Annotated in this window: 18 protein-coding genes; 15 read left to right on the forward strand and 3 right to left on the reverse strand. The window is 53.5% G+C overall.

The genetic code is table 11. The annotated features are described in order from the left end of the window. Positions 1-47: 47 nt before the first annotated feature. The 9 genes from BN1137_RS20545 (at position 48) to BN1137_RS20590 (ending at position 7760) form a co-directional block, all read left to right on the forward strand. Positions 48-530: a phage regulatory CII family protein gene (locus tag BN1137_RS20545; RefSeq protein WP_232306987.1), complete on the forward strand. Its 483-nt coding sequence runs from the start codon at positions 48-50 to the stop codon at positions 528-530. Positions 531-540: 10 nt separating this feature from the next. Continuing rightward, positions 541-951, forward strand: a complete 411-nt coding sequence (locus tag BN1137_RS20550; protein ID WP_050720378.1) for a hypothetical protein — start codon at positions 541-543, stop codon at positions 949-951. 37 nt (positions 952-988) lie between these two features. Next, entirely contained in the window at positions 989-1174 is a 186-nt protein-coding gene (locus tag BN1137_RS20555) for a hypothetical protein (protein WP_050720379.1), read from the forward strand. Between the two features lie 8 nt (positions 1175-1182). Further along, the gene (locus tag BN1137_RS20560; RefSeq protein WP_157433882.1) at positions 1183-1464 is read left to right on the forward strand and encodes a helix-turn-helix domain-containing protein; all 282 of its coding nucleotides are present in this window, start codon (positions 1183-1185) and stop codon (positions 1462-1464) included. 46 nt (positions 1465-1510) lie between these two features. Beyond that, the gene (locus BN1137_RS23200) at positions 1511-1957 is read left to right on the forward strand and encodes a hypothetical protein (RefSeq protein WP_408605560.1); all 447 of its coding nucleotides are present in this window, start codon (positions 1511-1513) and stop codon (positions 1955-1957) included. Next, on the forward strand, positions 1954-2460 hold the full coding sequence (locus BN1137_RS22955; protein ID WP_232306989.1) for a hypothetical protein: 507 nt from the start codon (positions 1954-1956) through the stop codon (positions 2458-2460). The genes BN1137_RS23200 and BN1137_RS22955 overlap by 4 nt, the downstream gene beginning before the upstream one ends. A 394-nt stretch (positions 2461-2854) precedes the next feature. Beyond that, the gene (locus BN1137_RS20580) at positions 2855-5518 is read left to right on the forward strand and encodes a replication endonuclease (protein WP_198150689.1); all 2664 of its coding nucleotides are present in this window, start codon (positions 2855-2857) and stop codon (positions 5516-5518) included. Between the two features lie 209 nt (positions 5519-5727). Then, positions 5728-6066 carry a hypothetical protein gene (locus tag BN1137_RS20585; protein ID WP_157433879.1) on the forward strand — a complete coding sequence of 113 codons (339 nt, stop codon included), beginning with the start codon at positions 5728-5730 and terminating at the stop codon, positions 6064-6066. Positions 6067-7226: 1160 nt separating this feature from the next. Beyond that, positions 7227-7760 carry a hypothetical protein gene (locus BN1137_RS20590; RefSeq protein ID WP_157433880.1) on the forward strand — a complete coding sequence of 178 codons (534 nt, stop codon included), beginning with the start codon at positions 7227-7229 and terminating at the stop codon, positions 7758-7760. Positions 7761-7794: 34 nt separating this feature from the next. Here the strand turns inward: BN1137_RS20590 and BN1137_RS22145 are convergent, their stop codons facing one another. Further along, the gene (locus tag BN1137_RS22145) at positions 7795-8049 is read right to left on the reverse strand and encodes an ogr/Delta-like zinc finger family protein (protein WP_083443497.1); all 255 of its coding nucleotides are present in this window, start codon (positions 8047-8049) and stop codon (positions 7795-7797) included. Between the two features lie 505 nt (positions 8050-8554). On the opposite strand from BN1137_RS22145, the gene BN1137_RS20595 reads away from it, so the two are divergent. The 3 genes from BN1137_RS20595 to BN1137_RS20600 all read left to right on the forward strand — a co-directional run bounded on the left by BN1137_RS20595 (position 8555) and on the right by BN1137_RS20600 (position 11895). Continuing rightward, positions 8555-9769, forward strand: coding sequence for a hypothetical protein (locus BN1137_RS20595; RefSeq protein WP_050720384.1), 1215 nt, complete (start codon positions 8555-8557; stop codon positions 9767-9769). 192 nt (positions 9770-9961) lie between these two features. Beyond that, entirely contained in the window at positions 9962-10432 is a 471-nt protein-coding gene (locus BN1137_RS22150) for a type III secretion system chaperone (protein WP_198150690.1), read from the forward strand. An 11-nt stretch (positions 10433-10443) separates the two neighbouring features. Beyond that, complete coding sequence (locus BN1137_RS20600) at positions 10444-11895, forward strand: hypothetical protein (protein WP_050720385.1); 1452 nt, start codon at positions 10444-10446, stop codon at positions 11893-11895. A 389-nt stretch (positions 11896-12284) separates the two neighbouring features. Here the strand turns inward: BN1137_RS20600 and BN1137_RS20605 are convergent, their stop codons facing one another. Continuing rightward, positions 12285-13301 carry a phage portal protein gene (locus BN1137_RS20605; protein ID WP_050720386.1) on the reverse strand — a complete coding sequence of 339 codons (1017 nt, stop codon included), beginning with the start codon at positions 13299-13301 and terminating at the stop codon, positions 12285-12287. Beyond that, complete coding sequence (locus tag BN1137_RS20610; RefSeq protein WP_050720387.1) at positions 13298-15112, reverse strand: terminase large subunit domain-containing protein; 1815 nt, start codon at positions 15110-15112, stop codon at positions 13298-13300. Before BN1137_RS20610 ends, BN1137_RS20605 begins: the two co-directional genes overlap by 4 nt. Positions 15113-15288: 176 nt before the next feature. Here BN1137_RS20610 and BN1137_RS20615 point away from each other — a divergent pair, with 176 nt between their 5' ends. The 3 genes from BN1137_RS20615 to BN1137_RS20625 are packed head-to-tail and all read left to right on the forward strand — an operon-like array spanning position 15289 to position 17934. Next, positions 15289-16140 (forward strand): GPO family capsid scaffolding protein, encoded by an 852-nt coding sequence (locus tag BN1137_RS20615; RefSeq protein WP_050720388.1) that lies wholly within the window; start codon positions 15289-15291, stop codon positions 16138-16140. 9 nt (positions 16141-16149) lie between these two features. Then, a complete protein-coding gene (locus BN1137_RS20620; RefSeq protein WP_050720389.1) occupies positions 16150-17202 on the forward strand; it encodes a phage major capsid protein, P2 family in 1053 nt (350 codons plus the stop codon). Between the two features lie 3 nt (positions 17203-17205). Then, complete coding sequence (locus tag BN1137_RS20625) at positions 17206-17934, forward strand: phage terminase small subunit (protein ID WP_050720390.1); 729 nt, start codon at positions 17206-17208, stop codon at positions 17932-17934. The last annotated feature ends 110 nt before the right edge of the window (positions 17935-18044 follow it).

Genomic DNA, 18044 nt, shown 5'->3' on the forward strand with positions numbered 1-18044 from the left:
TGGCTCGTTTGCCACCAAACCATAGCGACCTTTGGAGGGATATCAGAGTGTCGAATATCACTAAAAGCCTACACCCCCACTACCGCGGAGCCTGTGCCAGCTTCGCGAAGGATCACAACGTAGAGCGGGTGGCCACCAGTATTGGCATGTCTGCCCATGTACTGCGTAACAAGTTCAATCAGGCACAGAAACACAAGCTTTCAGGTGAAGATCTGATTGCGCTCTACCACGCCACTCATGACGAAACTCTGCTTGATGCTTTGTTGCTGGAATGCGGCTTGACTGCTGTCGCGATCCCCAGTACCGAGCGCGCCCCGTCATTGACTCACCAGGTGATCCAACTGAACTCACAGATAGCGAATATCGGCCAGCGTACCCTGGAGCTCACGGAACGGGGCCGCATCACCTGCAACGAACACAGCTCTTTTATGAGTATCGCCACCGCGGCGATGGGTTCTGTTGCTCTTCTCATCAACGATGTCGAGCAGCGATTCCAGGTGATGTCACCTCTTGCTGCATTGGCGATGTAAGGGGTTACGCATGAGTGCTGCAGAGAATTACCCAGCCTTATTAAGAGCCCAGCTTCTTCAAAGCAAATCCCAAGTACCGCGCTACTGGCGTGAGGCAAATCAAAAACAACGTGAAGCTGTCTGTTACATCGCTCAGTTGTCAATTGCGTTAGCGGGTCAGGCATTGCCCATCGGCAGGGCTGACAGAGAGTCGATCCGCCAGGCTGTGATAGCGCTTGGGTTACAGCATCTGTTTCATGGGCGCATATCGGAATACGAGTGGCACACCGGATGTTTACCGGAACGGCAACCAGAAGAGGAAACAAGATCAGCCGATCGGCTGGATAAGAAGAAAACCCTGTTGACTGAGATTGTCAGTGGGCAGAACACCGCAAATAGCGGGCAAAAGAAAACCCCGATCAACGGTGCAGCAAACACCTAACGGGGCTCTTATCAACAACCTAGCAAGGAAAGTTGACATGACAACTTTAGCAATCCCCTGCGCGCTGCGCAACCGCAAGATCCAGCACCGCCGTTTAGCTGGCCCCTATGGTCAGCACTATTCAGCTCAAGACCTGACAATTCTGACCCAACGTGCAAATGCACTGGTTTGGGCATCCCTGTTCGGTCACATCAATCGCATCAGTACCCACCAAGGAGCCTAACCATGTCTATGCCAAACACCGAAATGCCGTCCATGACTGCCCTCAACGACAGCACCCGCCAGCGCCTGCGCCAACTGCGCGAAACCCTGGGACTGAGTCGCCCCAAGTTTGCTGCACAGCTGGATATCCCGCCCACCACGCTCAAGAACTACGAGCTGGGCTATCGGGAGATTGGGGGTGGCTTGTTGCTGCGCATCATCAACACTCCCGGCCTGTCTGATTACACCGTTTGGCTAATGAAAGGCTCACTGATCATCCCTGAGCAAGTACGCCCGACCCAACCCCATTAATCCCATAAGGGGCTGCTCCGGTGGCCCCATCCATTAGGAGAACTTCATGAGCGACGCAATCAAGATCGCCCATCAGGCCCCCAAGCTGATCGAGGGGATGCTGGCCGACATGTTCGCTGCCCGAGCAGATGACAATCGAGTTTGCATGGGTTGCGTCCAGTCTGGTCCGCAACACATCCAGATCCAGCTGGTTGTAACCAGCCGCCTGGATGCGCTGCTGGATGATGACAGCGGAGACGATGACGAGCATGACGCCATTGAGTCAGCCTCGCCGAAAAGCGGGTTGTATATGAGCTGGCTGGTATACAGAGCTGAATTTATTGACACCAGCGGCTGCTCCAGAACAGACACTGATGAGCTCCTGGCCCTGGGGGCGATCCGCTCCATCTACTGGCTGGCCCTGGGGCAAGGGGAAACCTGGCTTGCCACCGAGATCGGCAACTGGTGGGAAGAGTGCGCCCCGCTGCATGGGCTCGGGGAGGTGATCAGATGAGAGACGCTCAACGCAGCATGCCTGACGAGATTGCCCGTCTTCACTATGAGAACGTATACGACGAGAAGTCACTCAGCACATTTTTAGAGCATTTGCGCGAGTATCAGACAAGGTTGCTCGCCTTTCGCCATCCGCGTGACAAAGAACGTGCAAGGGATTATCTGAAAGCCTGCCGTAAAGAGCGTTTCCGCATTCAAGAAGCGCGCAGCAGGATCAGTGGGCGAACAGCCCGTGCCCACTATTTACTCAACATTATCGGGATATTCCAGCGCCCTGATTTCTCCCCTGTAGATAAGTGGTGGGAAGTCTGGCACGAAGATGTGGCCCGCTTGCGCCATTATCAGTGCGAGTTACTCGGCTATCGCTGCCTGTCTCCTCGCCCGCGTGCCAGTGTGGCGCTGGCCCTATCCCTGTGCAAAGAAGCGCGCAAGCAGATCAATCATGCCCGCACGGTGATTGTCGCCCTCACGCCTCGGCATACCATGGGGAGTGCCACCCTATGAGCTCTCCACAGCCAAACACCCCGGACTTTGCAACACTGCAATCGGAAGCGGAGGCCGATATTGCCGCCTTGTCCGCCATCGCCAAGATAAAGCTGGCAACCCTTCGCCAATATCAGCACCAGCTCCTGGCTTTGCGAAAAGCTCACCTACCAAATCCCAGATTCCCCCGGTGCCGCTTGCTGTTTGAATGCAGGGAGGAACGCCGCGCCCGCATCGAAGCGTTATACACCGTAGCTCACCAGGAGCGGTATCTTGCCCACCTGCGCTGTGATGAGCCCCTGCCATTCTGATGCGGGACTACTACGCCGAGCTGTTCGACGCCAAGCCCATCCCACCCAGGCAGCACGCTGCCTGGAAATTGGCCACAGCCGTCAAGGCCCAAGCTAAAGCCATCATGAACACGCGTCGCGTGTCGCTGTGCTCCCTGACTCATTCACGCCTCCCGCCTGCTCGCCGCCCTGCGGCCGCGCTCGATCTCGATAGCCAGATCGCGGCCGTCCGCTCCTACTTTGTCGGGATCCAGGGTGCCTACGATTTGGACTGGGTGCTTGACCTGCTGGAGCGGCCGATCCCTCGCGAAAACGGGGGGACGGGGGTACAACTGCCCAAAGACCTGCGCGCTGAGCTGTTCGTGGGCTACTGCCGTCACCGCGCCCCTGACGTACTCAAGGGGGTGGCCATCACCAAAGAGGCAAACCACTGGCTATCAAGCCGTATCACCACCCTGCGCCAGGTGCAGAATGTCATCCCCGAGCCCCTCGAGCAGCTTCGCACCAAGGAGAGCCGCGAGTGCCTGGCAATCAACTATGTCGAGCGGGTCACCCGATTGCGTAATGCCGCCACCAATTTCGGCGCTGAGCAGGTGTCGCCGATCCGTTTGTGGAACATGTGCAAGCAACCGCTCGACGCCTGGGGCATGCTGCCCCGCCTGCCCAAGTTCAGAACGGCCGAGAGCCGCGACGACTTCATCGCCCACCACCTTATCCGCTGGCTCGATCCAAAATGGTGGGCTAGGCGCCTGCGCAAGATATGGGATCAATACAACGAGCATTGCGCCATCCTGCTCGGCAAGGTGCGCAAAGGCGTATCTGCCTACGTGTCCAGCCAAGGCCTGCAAGCCTTTGTCGAGCGCCAGCGAATGGCCGCCGCCTGGCTCAAGGACATGGAAGCCTATAACGCCGAAGACAACATCACTATCAGCCTGGAGGAGGCGGTTAAAGCCTCCATCGCCAACCCCGAGAACCGCCGCCATGAACTGGTGGTGCGGGCCCGCGGCTTTTCTGATGTGGCTGACGAAATGGGGTATGTGGGCCTGTTCTTCACCTGGACCGCGCCGAGCCGCTTTCACCCCTGGAAGACGGTCAAGGCTTCCCAAGCCGGCAAGGCCGACAGCACAACAGAGAACCCCAAGCACGACGGCTCCTCCCCCCGTGATGCGCAGCACTACATCAGCGAGCTGTGGAAGCGCTGCCGCTCTGCCCTTGACCGCAATCTGACCCGGCGGGGGGAATTCCTGGTGGAAGACCCCATCGACTATTTCGGCTTTCGGGTGGTCGAACCCCACCACGATGGCACACCCCACTGGCACCTGCTGATCTGGGTCAAACCAGAACACCAGCACCGCCTGATCGGCATCTTGCAGCGCTACGCCCTGAGCCATGACAAAAGCGACCTGGAGCGCAAGCGCCATCCAGACAGCAAGCAGCCCTATAGCGACATCACGCCCCGTTTTGACTGGAAGGTGATGGACAAGGAGAAGGGCGGCGCCGTGGGCTATATCGTCAAGTACATCGCCAAGAACATCGACGGCCACCGGGTCGGCGACGAAGGCGATCTGGAGGCCGAGACTGCCGCCACCGAAGGCGCTCGCCGGGTGCGAGCCTGGGCCTCGCTCTGGGGCCTACGCCAGTTCCAGCCCTTGAAGGGCCCGCCTGTCGGGATCTGGCGTGAACTGCGCCGCCTTCCTGGCCGCCTGCAAGAGGCCAAGGGGATCGTCGTTGCTCCTCTGGCCAGCCCCATCATGGAAGAGTGCCGGCGTTATGCCGACGCGGTGGACTGGAAGAACTTCACCCAGGCCATGGGCGGCCCCTGCTGCCGCCGTGATGAACGTCCCCTAAGCATCCACCGCACTGCCCTTGCCGAGCACTACAACCAGTACGGCGAACTGCAAACCAAGCTTGTGGGCGTGCGGGCCGCTGACGGCCTCATCCAGCAAACCCGCGTGGGGGAATGGGTGCTGCGCAAATGCGGTTCACAGGGAACCACTGAGGCCCAGGGTAGCGGGTTTTGGAGTCTAGACGAGTACAGCGAGTTAAGTGTTTGCGAGCAACGCGAGGGTCTTTCCCCCCTTGGAGCTCTGGCAACAACTGTACGCGACGATCTCGAAGGATCTAAAGAGGATCCGTTGGGCGGTATAAATCTATTCCATTTGGGGCTAGGCGGTGAAGAAGTGGCCATGGTCCGACGCGGCTTGATTGTCAGAGCGGGGGACCGGTCAGTTTGCATCCGGGATGGTGAGTTGAAAGTGACCGAACAGCATCCGTTCGAATCACCAAACGAGCCATCACCGTATCAAATTGAAGCCGAAGCCAGACGCCGGGAGGCAAAACGCCAGGCGGAACTCAAGGACGTGCGGGGCCTACTGGCCGAGTCAGGAGATCCAGCAGCCTGGCTGGCAAGCATGAAGGCCGCCGGCACCGAGGATGCCCTGGCGCTGCTGAATGCCCTAGGAGATGGGGATACCGAGGCAGCCCGCGTCCAGCTTAACCGGCTGCGCGATACCGTCGACCTGCGGACGTGGCCACTACCACCATTCGAACGCCGCCAGGAGGCGATCAGTAATGCCGAGTTCTTCGGGCTACCAGCTGATGGCCAGCGCTCAACTGCACGCAAACCAGATGTGCACCACCTCATTGCTGAGACGACGAGGGCGCACTTGGCCGACGTTTGTCCAGAGCATCGAGAGGTGATACTCACTCACCTGATGAGCAAAGCCGATGCCATGACCCAGGGCGGCGGCGACACCATCGCATTCGTGGCGGATCGGCTACTGGCATAACTAGACCAGAAAAGTAAAGAATGTAGATCCGTGCTTACCATAAAACACGTTATGCACACTTCAAAGTCGGGAACCCAATAACAAAAACCAATTCGTTTTGGTATGGGATGCCAACGTAGTCAAATCGCGATTATGTGACCAGTGGCGTCATTTGGGTTTTTTTTGTGAAAATTGCATTATTTGGGTGCACTATACTAAGTATAGTTTGTATGGATATATTTTCTGTTAGGGGGTTGATGCGTATGGGTTTTTTTAATTTATCAAAAGCATTTGATGAAGTTAAGGATGCTTTTGGTGCCAAAGAGACGGCGATAGCCGGAGCTAAATTACTAGGCAAGGGAGTAGTTAATGTAGCTCAGTATGCGACGACAACGGGTCTTGACACCATGCTGAAATCTTCGAGTGAAAAGATTCTAAATAAAGCTGATGCTACCGAAGAACAGCGAATGAGAGCCATAGAAATCGGAGAGCGGGCTAGCAGTCGCATTGCCGCCCGTCAAGAAAAAGAGCGTCTCGAGCGAGAATCTAAATCGTCTACGTCTAAATAACCTACTAGAGGTATGGTAAGTAATGTCAGTTGTATATCGAGCTAAGTGTTCAGATTGTAAGTATGAGTGGACTAGCAGAGCTGGGTTTGGTACTCCAGATTATTGTCCTAAATGCAGAAGTAAACATATCAGCTCATCGCCAATAAAGCGGTAACTTAGGAGCTGCGATCATGACCATAAGCTACGCAATGGTTCAGCATTACTGAGATAATCGATACAGTTTTCTGGTATCCATTATCACTGAGCATAAGGGGTATTACATTAAATTGATGCCCCTTTTTTCTACCTATTATCCTGTAAGATGTCTTGTTTTGCAGGGCAGTATTTTCCATTGTACTCCGCACGAACTCTTATATCAGAGATATCCACCTTGGAAGCCATAACTCGCTCCCCATGTCGGTCAGTTCCTTTCCAGCACTAGCCTGGTATTTGGAGTCTACTGATGCGCTATGGCCTATCAGAGCAAGTCTTGGCAATTCAGTCCAAAAAGCAGATAAGAATCTTTCGCAAACTCGAGCCCTAGGGCTCGACCGACAAGGGATCAGAACTGAGCGTAGTTGTAACGAGACTGGTGATTGACCTGAGGGAGCTTAAAGTGGGACCAATAGCCCCACTTGAATTAAATTAGTTAATCACTAGCGACACTTCTTGCACTGACTTTGCTTTGTTACCGCGTCACTTTGAGTCCGCAGACCAAACAGGGTCAAAAGCTCTTGCGCCGTTTTTGCTACAGTCCCGCATTGAGGACAAGTGTGAGGTAGCTTAATTGTGCCACTCATAAAAAACTCCCTATGACGATTTGTTTAAAATTCAGCCAAGACCACTGGTAGTGGCGCGGCTTGAGTGCCCAAATACAGGACATTGCCAAATATACCCAAATGGACCTATAAAAGCGACAAAGACTGGATCCCAATTTCGCAGGATATAGCCCTAAAGCCCCTCAGAAGTGCCCCCTGCTGGATAAATAGTTAGGAGGCAGCTATATCCTTACGGAATGGTCGTTTAACAGAACCTGCAAAAAATTCATGACTAGCAAAGTCTGTCACCCTCTTATGCTGGCCGGTAAGTAAAGCGCAGCAGAGCTCATGTTTTCATTGATTTTAAAGCCCATACGGTGCAAAAATACTCAAATGAGTATTATTGGTGACTCTTGAGGATCTATGAAAAACATTGTCTTGCTGATGGCATCCCTTGCATTGGGCGCATGTTCACAAACTCCACATAGCGATGCGAATGTGAAGTCATTTGTTGCGAAACCAGGAACATCAACCCCTCTGGATATGAGCAAATGGGAAGAGAAACGTAGCGGGCTGATTCCTGCCAGAAATGGCAATGTCATCTCCGCGAAGTTTTTTAATACGTACCCTGTCCCGGTCACCATCAGTCGATTCGAGTTCCCTGCAACAGAACATGTGGCATGTGCCATCAAGTCAAATGCACAGATCGTTGTACAGCCATACACCATCACTGACATTGACTTGATTGATGCCGCGACTCTGGCGGAGTGCCACCCAGATTTAGTGACTCACAAAGGGGCTAAGTTCATTGGAGTTCCCAATGACCATGATTATGCAGAATCCACTCGCACAACGGGTGTCATGCTGCAATTTGATGAAAAAGTCTATAAAACGACAGGTACCAGTACCATGTCATACCCACTTGTCTTTGATACTCGCAACATGTCATATAATTAAAAAATCAATAAGGGGCGCATTATGCGCCCCTTATTCATTGCCCCAGGTTGAGTTCCCGCTGCAGGGCCTGTCGCCCCTCTTGGCTCAGCGAGTTGATAAGGCTCAATGCCAACTGGCTGGTCGTACGCCCCGATGGGCTCAATGGGTGGCTGTATGACATCTGAGACACCCAGCTGTGCCCGCATTCCGCGTCCGTGCACTGGCAATACAGGTCCGAGGTATCACGGCTCAGGCGGTGCGTTTTGGTGATGCGCCCCAACTCCCCACATTCCCTACAAAATACCCGCACGCTACCCCCTGATACCTTTGATAAAAAGTCGTAGCATTCTACCACTAGACTGTATTTTTATACAGCGCTATGGATTTTCTACGAGGATTCTATATTCAGCCGTAGTTTATGAAGCAGTGTTTATAAGCACTATCCCGCTGTGGCAGCAAATACAAATTTAGCAGTATGTGTGATTCGTTAGTTTCCGTCAGACGCATCAATTGTTAAACGGCCATGTCGAGCATCTACAAGTAAAGCGATGTTTTCTGGTAATCACCAGCAGATACTATCCACTTGAGTTCACACACTTATAAAATCTTCCATATATAACTACAGGTCGTATTTTTTTATTTTTTCGTCTAAAAACAACAATCCAAATATTGACAATTAACACACCATTTATTTTCTTGGTTATCAGTTGATAATTACGTGATAGTTATCACACTATCTAGTAATTTTTAATGATTTAATTCCCGAGCAGATTCAATCACTGCTTAATAATTATATTAAACATAAGGGATATTGTATGAAATTCACTATTAAGAGAGTCGCCATAGCAATGCTATTGTCTTCAGCATGTGCTAATTCCTTTGCATCAACTAATTGGACTCAAGACGAAATTATCGTGAAACCAAAGGGAGCGGATGTCTTTGGCAATGTAATTCCGAATGAGTTGTCATACAAATTTTCCTACAACGGAGATGAACTATCGGCGGTAAATATGCTATTCAAAACCGGCGACAGTGGGTACGATGAAGATAGTATCTATAATGCCATTGTTGGCAGCCATTATTTTAAGTATGAAATGGGCGTAGATGGGAAAAAACGTCTAAAGGCCATAGTTCTGTTTAGCCAAGGACTTGATCGTGTATCAGGCACTAAAGATCAGATTGCTGAAAAATATTCGCTTAGCGCTAAAGTAAAGTCACCCACATTTCCAATGGCCGGAAAATGGATCCTTGTCGTCTCAGAAAGAGATGAACGCGGCCGCGCCTCAGTAGTTAATAAGTTTGGGATTGGCACCAACCTTCTTATTGCTATGCAAAAAAATGTCAATGCGTCAAGGCAGCCTCTTGATGGGATTAACTTTGATGACCCCTCTATTGGTAGCCCTATCGGCGCATTTGTTATCACTTATACCGATAAAGAAAAAACAGATTTCAAAGAGGTAAAAACATACGCTATAAATTCTACGCAGTGTTCTACATGCCCTCTACCACCAGTTCAAAAGCCGATTAAAAACTACTTATATGAACCAAAGATTAGTTATGTGTGGGATTATAAGGCCAATGGTGACTTTACTACCACCTTCAATTATATGATGACAGATGCATTTCAAATAAATGTAGTCCCATTTTATCAACAAGAAATAAAGGTTGAAGATACAAACCCAGATTCAGGAAGAGTTGGTAGAATTATGGAGTATGCTAATAATGTCTATAATCTCTCCCATCAGGCACAGCCAACACCAATGTATGAGTATATTTTGAGGGATGAGTCACTCCCCTCCGTTATTGTAGACGAATACTTGTTTGGCTTGTCTATGATGGGAATCGGAGTACCACAAGAGGACAGTCGAGATATTAACTTCTCCAGTATTATAAGCTCTGTTCCAGACTCAGGTGCTAATAGTGGCGATAATTTCATTACAGATTTATTGGTAAAGTATCTAGACAAGCGTTTTAATGGCCTAGGTTCTTTGGTATCACAAGCGGCCTCCTTTGGACCATCCTCAAATTAGTTATTAGCCTCAATGGGTATCTCAATAGATACCCATTTTATTACCAAATCAACCAATAACAAATGAAAACTCCAGAAAATTAAAAGCACTCTTTCTTAATGACTATACATGATAAAAAAACGACCATAGATAGTAGTTTCCCTCACACATATGGTTTTCAATACATCCACATTTAAAAAAAGGTATCACATGATGGAAGACCTTCAATATATACTCAATGATTTTTCAGAAAATTATAACCTACCTCTCCTACAGCTTAATGAGAACGGATGTTGCCAGCTACTGGTAGAAGATAAATTAATTATCTCTTTCATAGCTCACTCTTATCCCGATAAACTAGAGAAAAACCTCATGCTGGCTGCTAATATTGGTTTTTTAGAAACTGATGTGACGCTCCGTCAGAACACCTTGGAACTGCTCGCAAGCGCAAATTATGCATCTGTTGCGACTCAAGGTCATATTCTTGCATTAGCCCCTGATGACCGACAAATTATACTATTTGGACTCCGCTCATTATCTCAACTAACACTCATTGATTTGAGTGATTGGCTTTTAAGTATCACACAGATCGCCCTCACCTGGCAGACTAAACTAGCCATTTTTTCTGCTCAGAGAACTTTAGATAATAATATCTCTTCCCCAAGAGATGCAATTCGTATTTAGAAGGAACTAAAATGAAAGCAATACCTACCAATTCATCTTCAATACCCAGTTTATCTAGTTTTTCTGCCAAAGCATCTTTCAGTGAGGACCGAGTATTAAGTAAACGCGGGGAGGTGTGCGAACCCGGCATAACTCATCGTGGTTACAAATATGCAGTTTTAAGCGAACATGTTTTACGGTCTAACTTTGATCGCTTTAATAAGGAGAACATCAAAACTCATCTTGATCTAAAACAGGCAATGTTAAACTCTGCTCCCCCAGAGATCGCATTGACCGCCTACTCACTACTTAGTCCCGCTGGTTACCGTGGAGAACCTCTCACACAGATAAAATTACTCGAGGTGACTACTCTGCTAAACGAACTTATGGCAGATCAGACAAGCTTCCCACAGATCAAAAAACTGTTTGATGACGTCAGTCGAGATCCTCGGTTACAAGCATGCCTAGAGCAGCAGTATCCTGGAAAAATGGATGGGTTTGCAGGTGAATTACTCAATATAGGTAAAGAACAGTTACGCACAACAGGTGTTAATACAGCAATCAACCTGATGTTGCCAGGTGTTGGGATGCTGGTTACGGCTGGACGTGCACTACACAAAGCGGCTGAGCACTGTGATCATGAGGCCCATCACCTCCAGGTACAACAAATAGGTCAACTACCTGGACGAGACAGCCGTCTTGCCCGAGTTAGCGAAAGTGCACTTATTTCTAGCCATGCTAAACATGCCATAGAAGGAGCAACAGCTGCCACTTTAGGAATTACACTTGGTGGTTTAAGTAGCTTTGGTGTTGCAGGTGTTGGCACTATCGGTGTATCCCCCTTAGCCACAGAGGTTCTTCCAAAATTTGTCGGTAGTGCCGTTATGACTGGCTTACCAATGGCTGTAAAAAAAGCCACTACTTATGCCATTGAAAAAGAGGCTAGCACGACTCTTGAGGACAAACACCTTTCAGATATTCTTCCTAGACTAGAGGTAAGTAATAAAAAAGGTGACTTCAGCTTCAGTATGTTGGACAGCGCCTCAGTTAAGGCCATGCTCACCTACTTAGGACCGCGAGCCGATGAGGAGCTACTCCATAGTGATTCATCAGATGCAAAAATGATGGAACTGGCTAGGATTGAGCTAAAAAAACAACTGGGTTCACCTGCTAATGAGCACCTCCTGCCAGGTCAACCGCAAGAGAATGCACCAACCCAAGCCCTAAAGTTGAGTCATGATGCATTTAGAAAACTATTAGCAGAAGATTATCATTGGCTACTTCCTGCTGTACAAACCTTAGATAAAAAGACTGGAGAAGATATAAATATAAAACTGTCCTATAGTTTACCACTCGATTTTGATGGTCACACGACCTACCTTAGAAAAAGCCCCGAGCTTACTAATGAGCAATTAGATGCATTGAAAGAAACTGGTTCACCCAGTCAGCTGAAGTTACTCTATTTAGCTGAGGGATGGCTATAAATAGCTTATCTCACAACCTATATTGCTTTGTAAGCGCATCTCAGTTTTAACTTGGTTATTTGTGAGATACTAAAAACCATATTCCTGATGTGTGCAGACTAGTCGTTTTATATTAACAATTAAGTATCTTCGTTTTTAAAGTAGGTGTAATTATAAAGCCAGACCAGAGTAGGGCTGAACTTTTATAAGGCCATCAGTTTATTTTCGGGCATCAGTAAACCAACCAGACTCAACACAAGCTCGCTGATTATTTGAGAGAATAGGCTCAATGCGTGACTAGAAAAGAGTGTGACCACCCTGCAGTGGTCACACCCTTTACTATATACCCTAACCACGTCCCCTTTCTTATCTAAATAAACGTACTATTTTACCATGTTGAATGCTATTTTTTATACAGTGATTCCTATATTCTCCCGAAAATCGATCCATAAAGAACGAGGGAGTCCCGCACTGTTGATGGCATCCTGGATAAGTTCACACAGCGGCAGCACCTCGTTTCGGGCATAGGTGGTATCGTACTTTTCGGGATCCCCGAGCCCTCCCCCGCCATTGGTCGGGATGATACCGGCTAACGCCGCCGGGAAGCGGTGACTGGTCAATACATCCTGAGCGGTGATCCCCTTGATGGCGGCGAACTCGTCCTTGGTGGCGATGTCCCCCACCGGAATGAGCTTGATGCCATCGGGCTTGCCGTCGGGGATGTTGACGAACATGGAGCGGAAGTTCCCCACCCCCTTGGAATTGGCGATCATCTCTTTCATCTCGTCCTCGGTGTCGTCGTCCATGTTCGGGTCGGTGGCGTAGAAGATGAACCCCATGTGGGCACCGTTGAGGAAGTATTTGCGCCGAAACAGGGTGGCGTCTTGGTTGAGCAGGGCCGACTGCAGGCCCCCCAAGTAGTCGGGCATACCATAGACCTGCTGCTCGGGGTCGTACTGGGCCAGCCAGATGACATCCTCCGGCCGGTAAATCAGGTTCGGCTTGCCCTGCTGCAGGTAGACAAAACAGCCATCCTCGCGCCGGCGCAGATAGACGCTCGATAGCGGGTGTAGCCCCACCACCTGGCCAAAGCCATTGCGAATTTTAAGCAGGCCCGCATCCCCGAACTGCAGGTAGTTGTGCACGAACGCCGTGATGGTGGCGCGCTGGTTGGTGAAGCGCCCCGCCACCATGTTGCGCCTTGCCATCAGGATGGCCCCATGGTGGGCGTTGGCCCTGGCCACCTTGGCCAGCCCCTTGCGCTCGATGGGGGGCTGGTAATACTCGCCGTAGGGGTTGTAGAACACCCCGGTGTAATCGGTCATCCAGGCCGTGGGGTCGATGGCCTCTGGCATGCTGAAAGCCACAGCGCCGCGGTTGGGTGAGGCGACCGCCTGGGCCGGTTGGGATTTGTGTCGCTTGGTCATGCTGCCTTCTTCTCCTGGCTGGTTGCCCAGGTGGATTTGCGTTTGCGGTGGGTATCGAGGGGCTCATTGGCCACGGCGTGGGCGATGGCAAAGAACACGTCGGCGTGTCCGGTCACATTGTCCCGGGCGGCGCGGAACGTCATCTGGCCACCGCCAGTGGTGCTGCGCTTGATGGCGAGGAAGGCGAGCGGGATGTCCCTGTCCGAGCTGTCCCACTCGATGCGGTTTGCCTCCACCACGTCGATCATCTTGAGCACCAGCCGCGACTTGCTCTCGATGCTGTAGTTGATGGGGTGACACACCCCTTTGAAGACCGGCTTCAGGAGGTCAAACACCCCGGCGCCGATGCCGGAGACGTCGACCCCGAGGTAAGTGACCCGGAACTTCTTGGCGATGCGGGTGATCTCCTGCGCCTGGAACTGGAAGTTGAGCCCGCGCCAGTAGTGCTTTTCCAGCACCCGGAAGCGCTCGCCAGCGACGGTGGGCGGGGCGACCACCACCAGGGTGGCATTGTCTCGGGTGCGGCTCGGGTCATAGCCCAGCCACACCTCGCGCCGGCCGAACGGATCAAGGCGCCCGGGCTTGTAGTCCTCCCATCGAGTGGGGTCCACCCCTGCCCGCTCCATGTCCTGGAACTTGAACACCGACAAGGCATCATCGATAAACCGGCACATGTAGAGGCGATCGAACACCTCCTCCGGGTACTCATCCTTGAGCTCCTCGATGTCGATGAGGTGGCAGCCCAGCCGAATGGCATCCTCGATGGTAATGACGTAACGCCACTGCCTGTCCGGGCAGACGCGGCCGCCGTCGCGCAGCTCATCTTCGCCCGGAAAGTCGATGGCCACCCGGCTCGGGCGCTGTCCTTTCCAGCGATCCCCTGTCCAGAACCGGTACGCTTCGTGCACCTTGCTCGACGGGGTCGAGAAGTAAGTTTTGCGCCAGCGGCTCTGGGTCGCCATGGCGCTGGCCACGTCCGACAGCTTCTCAAAGTTGGGGATCCAGAAATACTCATCGATGTAGACGTTGCCGGAGCGGGACTGGGCGCTGTTGGAGTTGGTGGAGCAAAAGTGCAGCTCGGCCCCGTTCGACAAGACGATGGGGTTGCCGGTCAGGGTTAGCCCAAGGAAGGTCTGAGCAATCTTGCAGATGTAGGAGCGGAACACCTCCGCCTGGGCGCGGGTGGCCGACAGGAATATCTGGTTGCCACCAGTCAGCACCGCATCTTCCAGCGCCTCGCCGGCGAAGTAGTAGGTCATGCCGATCTGGCGGGATTTGAGGATATTGCGGGTGCGTGGCAAGGCCGGGTCGTTCTTGGCTTCCCGGCAACGCAGCTGGTAGCCGAACAGGGTACCCAGCCACTCGGCAAAATCCGCCTCTGTCAGGTGGCCAACCTCGTTCTTGCCCTTCTTGCCCCCTTTGCGGCTACCGCCATCCTGGCCACCTCTACCCCGCCTGCCACGTTCGGGTGAAGGCTCGCTCCCCTCTTCCCGCTGAGCCTTGAGAGACTGCTCCCGCTCGGCCCACTTGAGCGCCTTCTCCTTGAGGCTGACATGGTGGCCAATCAGCCGATCCAGCTCCTCCTGCTCGCCTTGGGTTTTCTTCTCCCGATGCAGCAGGGTTTGCACCCGGCGGGCGATGGCATCCTCCACCGCCTCATCGGTCAGGAGATCGCGCCAACCGAGCTTTTCAGCCCAGTAGTAGATGATGCGACAGGAGTTGAGCCCCAGTTCGTCCTTGATCTCCTGGGGCGTCCATCGTTTAAGGTAGAGTCCCCGCGCAGCATTGCGCAGCTCTTCGGGATACGCCACGGCGCCTCCATCGATGTGAATGATGGCGCCATCATAGCCAGCCCCCTCTCCCCGCTTATCCCACTGATGTTCTGAGCAATTCGGATTTCCTGCTGGATCCGAATCCACCAGAACACCATCGGGTGAAACCCCCTTGCCGACCCGATAGCCTGAGCCCGCATCACTTGGGAGCAGGCATGAACGAATCAACCTTGAGAACTGGCTTTGTCTGTATCGCCACCGAAGGCAAAGCGGTGGATGGGCGAGACATCACCCGCGACTGGCTCACCGACATGGCCGAGACCTACGACCCCAGCTATTACACCGCCGTCATCTGGCCGGAGCACGATCGCTGGTCCAGCTATGGCACCGTGCAGGCACTCAAGACCGAAGAGGTAGACGGCAAGCTCAAACTGTTCGCCGTCCTCTGCCCGAACCGGGACCTCATCTACTGGAATCAAAGCGGCCAGTATCAGTTCTGCTCCATCGAACCGTTCGAGCAATTCGCCGATCTGGGCCGTACCTACTTGATTGGCTTGGGCGTCACCGACCAGCCCGCCAGCACCGGCACCACCCATCTCAAGTTCAGCAAGAGCAACAAGGGCCAAACCATCGGCACCAGCGAACCGCTGGATCTCTCCATGTTCAAACTGCCCAAGCACGAGAAGCCCGATAGCCTGCTCTCAAAGCTGTTCAACCTGCTGTCCAGCCATGGCGAGCACGAACCACAACCCACCCCCAGCCAATCCGAGGATGAGGAAATGAAACCAGAACAGTTCGATCAGATGCTGGGGGCCCTGACAGGCCTTGGCACCAAGATCGATGCCTTCAGCGCCAAGCTGGAAACCAAACCGACCACGGAGCAGCCCACCGCCCCGGTCACCGACCCCGTCAAGGTGGACGAGCTGCCCGGCGTCACCACCGAGCAGTTCAACCAGCTGCAAACCCAGCTCAGTGAACTGACCGCCAAGATCGACCAGTTCTCCGTTGAAGTGCCGGGCCAGCGCCCGGGCGCGCTCGGCGGTGACGATACCCCCACCGCATATTAAGGAGCGACCGTGAGTCAGACCCTAACCGTCCAGGCCCGTCAGCGCCTCGAAAAATACAGTGCTGCCCTGGCCAAGACCTATGGCATCCCCGTTAACGTGCTGGACAAACAGTTCAGCGTCATCAGTGGCCCGGTGGAAACCGGCCTGCGCGCAGGCCTGCTCGCCTCGGTCGAGTTCCTGAACCTCATCACCTGTATGGATGTGGATCAGATCAAGGGCCAGGTGGTGCAGGTCGGCATCGGCAAGCTGTTCACCGGCCGCAAGAAAAATGGCCGCTTCAACGGCAAGGTCGGCGTGGCTGGCAACACCTACGAGCTGACCGAAACCGACTCCTGTGCCTCGCTCGACTGGGCGACCCTGTGTGTCTGGGCCAACGCAGGCAGCGAGGGCGAGTTCATCCGCCTGGTCGGTGAGTTCATCAACACGGCATTCGCCCTCGACATCCTGCGGGTCGGCTGGAACGGCGTCTCTGCCGAAGAGACTACCGACCCCGAGACTCATCCGCTGGGTGAAGATGTCAACAAGGGTTGGCATCAGATCGCCCGCGAGTGGAACGAAGGCAGCCAGATCATCAAGGCCGGGGCCGGCAAGAAAATCCACTTCGACCCGGACGGCAAGGGCGATTACAAGACCCTGGACGAGATGGCATCCGATCTTATCAACACCACCATCGATCCCCTGTTCCGCCAAGACCCGCGCTTGGTGGTGCTGGTCGGTACCGAACTGGTGGCGGCAGCCCAAGCCAAGCTCTACAGCGAAGCCACCAAGCCGAGCGAGCAGATCGCCGCCCAGAAGCTGGCCGAGTCCATCGCCGGGCGCAAGGCCTACATCCCGCCCTTCTTCCCGGGCAAGCGGATGGTGGTCACCACCTTGGACAACCTGCACTGTTACACCCAGCGCGGTACGCGCAACCGCAAGGCCGAGGATAACCAGGATCGCAAGTGCTTCGATAACCAGTACTGGCGAATGGAAGGCTATGCCCTGGGCGAGCACCTGGCCTATGGCGGCTTTGAAGAGGCCGACATCGAGATCGGCGCCGCACCGGCAGCGCCCGAGGCCTAAGTCATGAGCTCACCCGGTCAACGTCACAAGCAGCGCGTCCAAGCCATGCAAGGGGCCGCGCAAGCCGCCAGCTCCGGCATGGCCACCGGCGCAGTGGCGGACAGCCTGCACCTGCAACTGATTGCCCTGGAACAGGACATCGTCCGGCTGCGCAAGCTGGCGCGCATCGGTGACCGGGTGAACATGAAACGCGACGAGCTGATGCCCAAGTACCGCCCCTATGTGGAGCGCTATCTGGCCGCAGTCGCTGAGTCGGGCCAGCCCTATCAGAACGAGTTGTTTCAGCGCCTCATCATCTGGGCCTTTGACGTCGGCGACTTCGACGCTGGCATTGCCTGGGCGGAGCTCGCCATTGCCCAGGGACAGCGCACCCCGAACAACATCAAGCGCGACTGGGCCCACTTTGTGGCCGACACCGTGCTGGAGTGGGCCGAAAGCCAAGCGGCCTGTGGTCACGCCGTCGAGCCCTGGTTCTCCCGGGTGTTCGACAAGGTGCGCAATGACTGGCGCCTCAACGAGCGGTTGACCGCCAAGTGGTTCAAGGCGGCCGGTTGCCTGCTGCTGCGCGACCACGACGGCCAGCCCCGCCCCAGCGCCGTGGGCGACAGTGCCACCCTGGAGCAAGCCGATCACTGGCTAGCCCAGGCCGACAAGCTGCACGGCAAGGTGGGCGTCGGCACCTTGCGCCAAAAGATTGCCATGCGCCTGCGGGCGCTTAACCCGGAGCAATAAGACTCTCCGCGCCACCGCACCCCGGCGCGAATGCCATGGGCAGCCTTTGGCGAGCCTTGCGGCAATTGCGTGGCTACAGGGGTGCCCCATTTCAACCAACCAGCGAGGCA

Origin of the sequence: Aeromonas tecta, from assembly GCF_000820185.1 — a bacterium.
GTDB lineage: Bacteria > Pseudomonadota > Gammaproteobacteria > Enterobacterales > Aeromonadaceae > Aeromonas > Aeromonas tecta.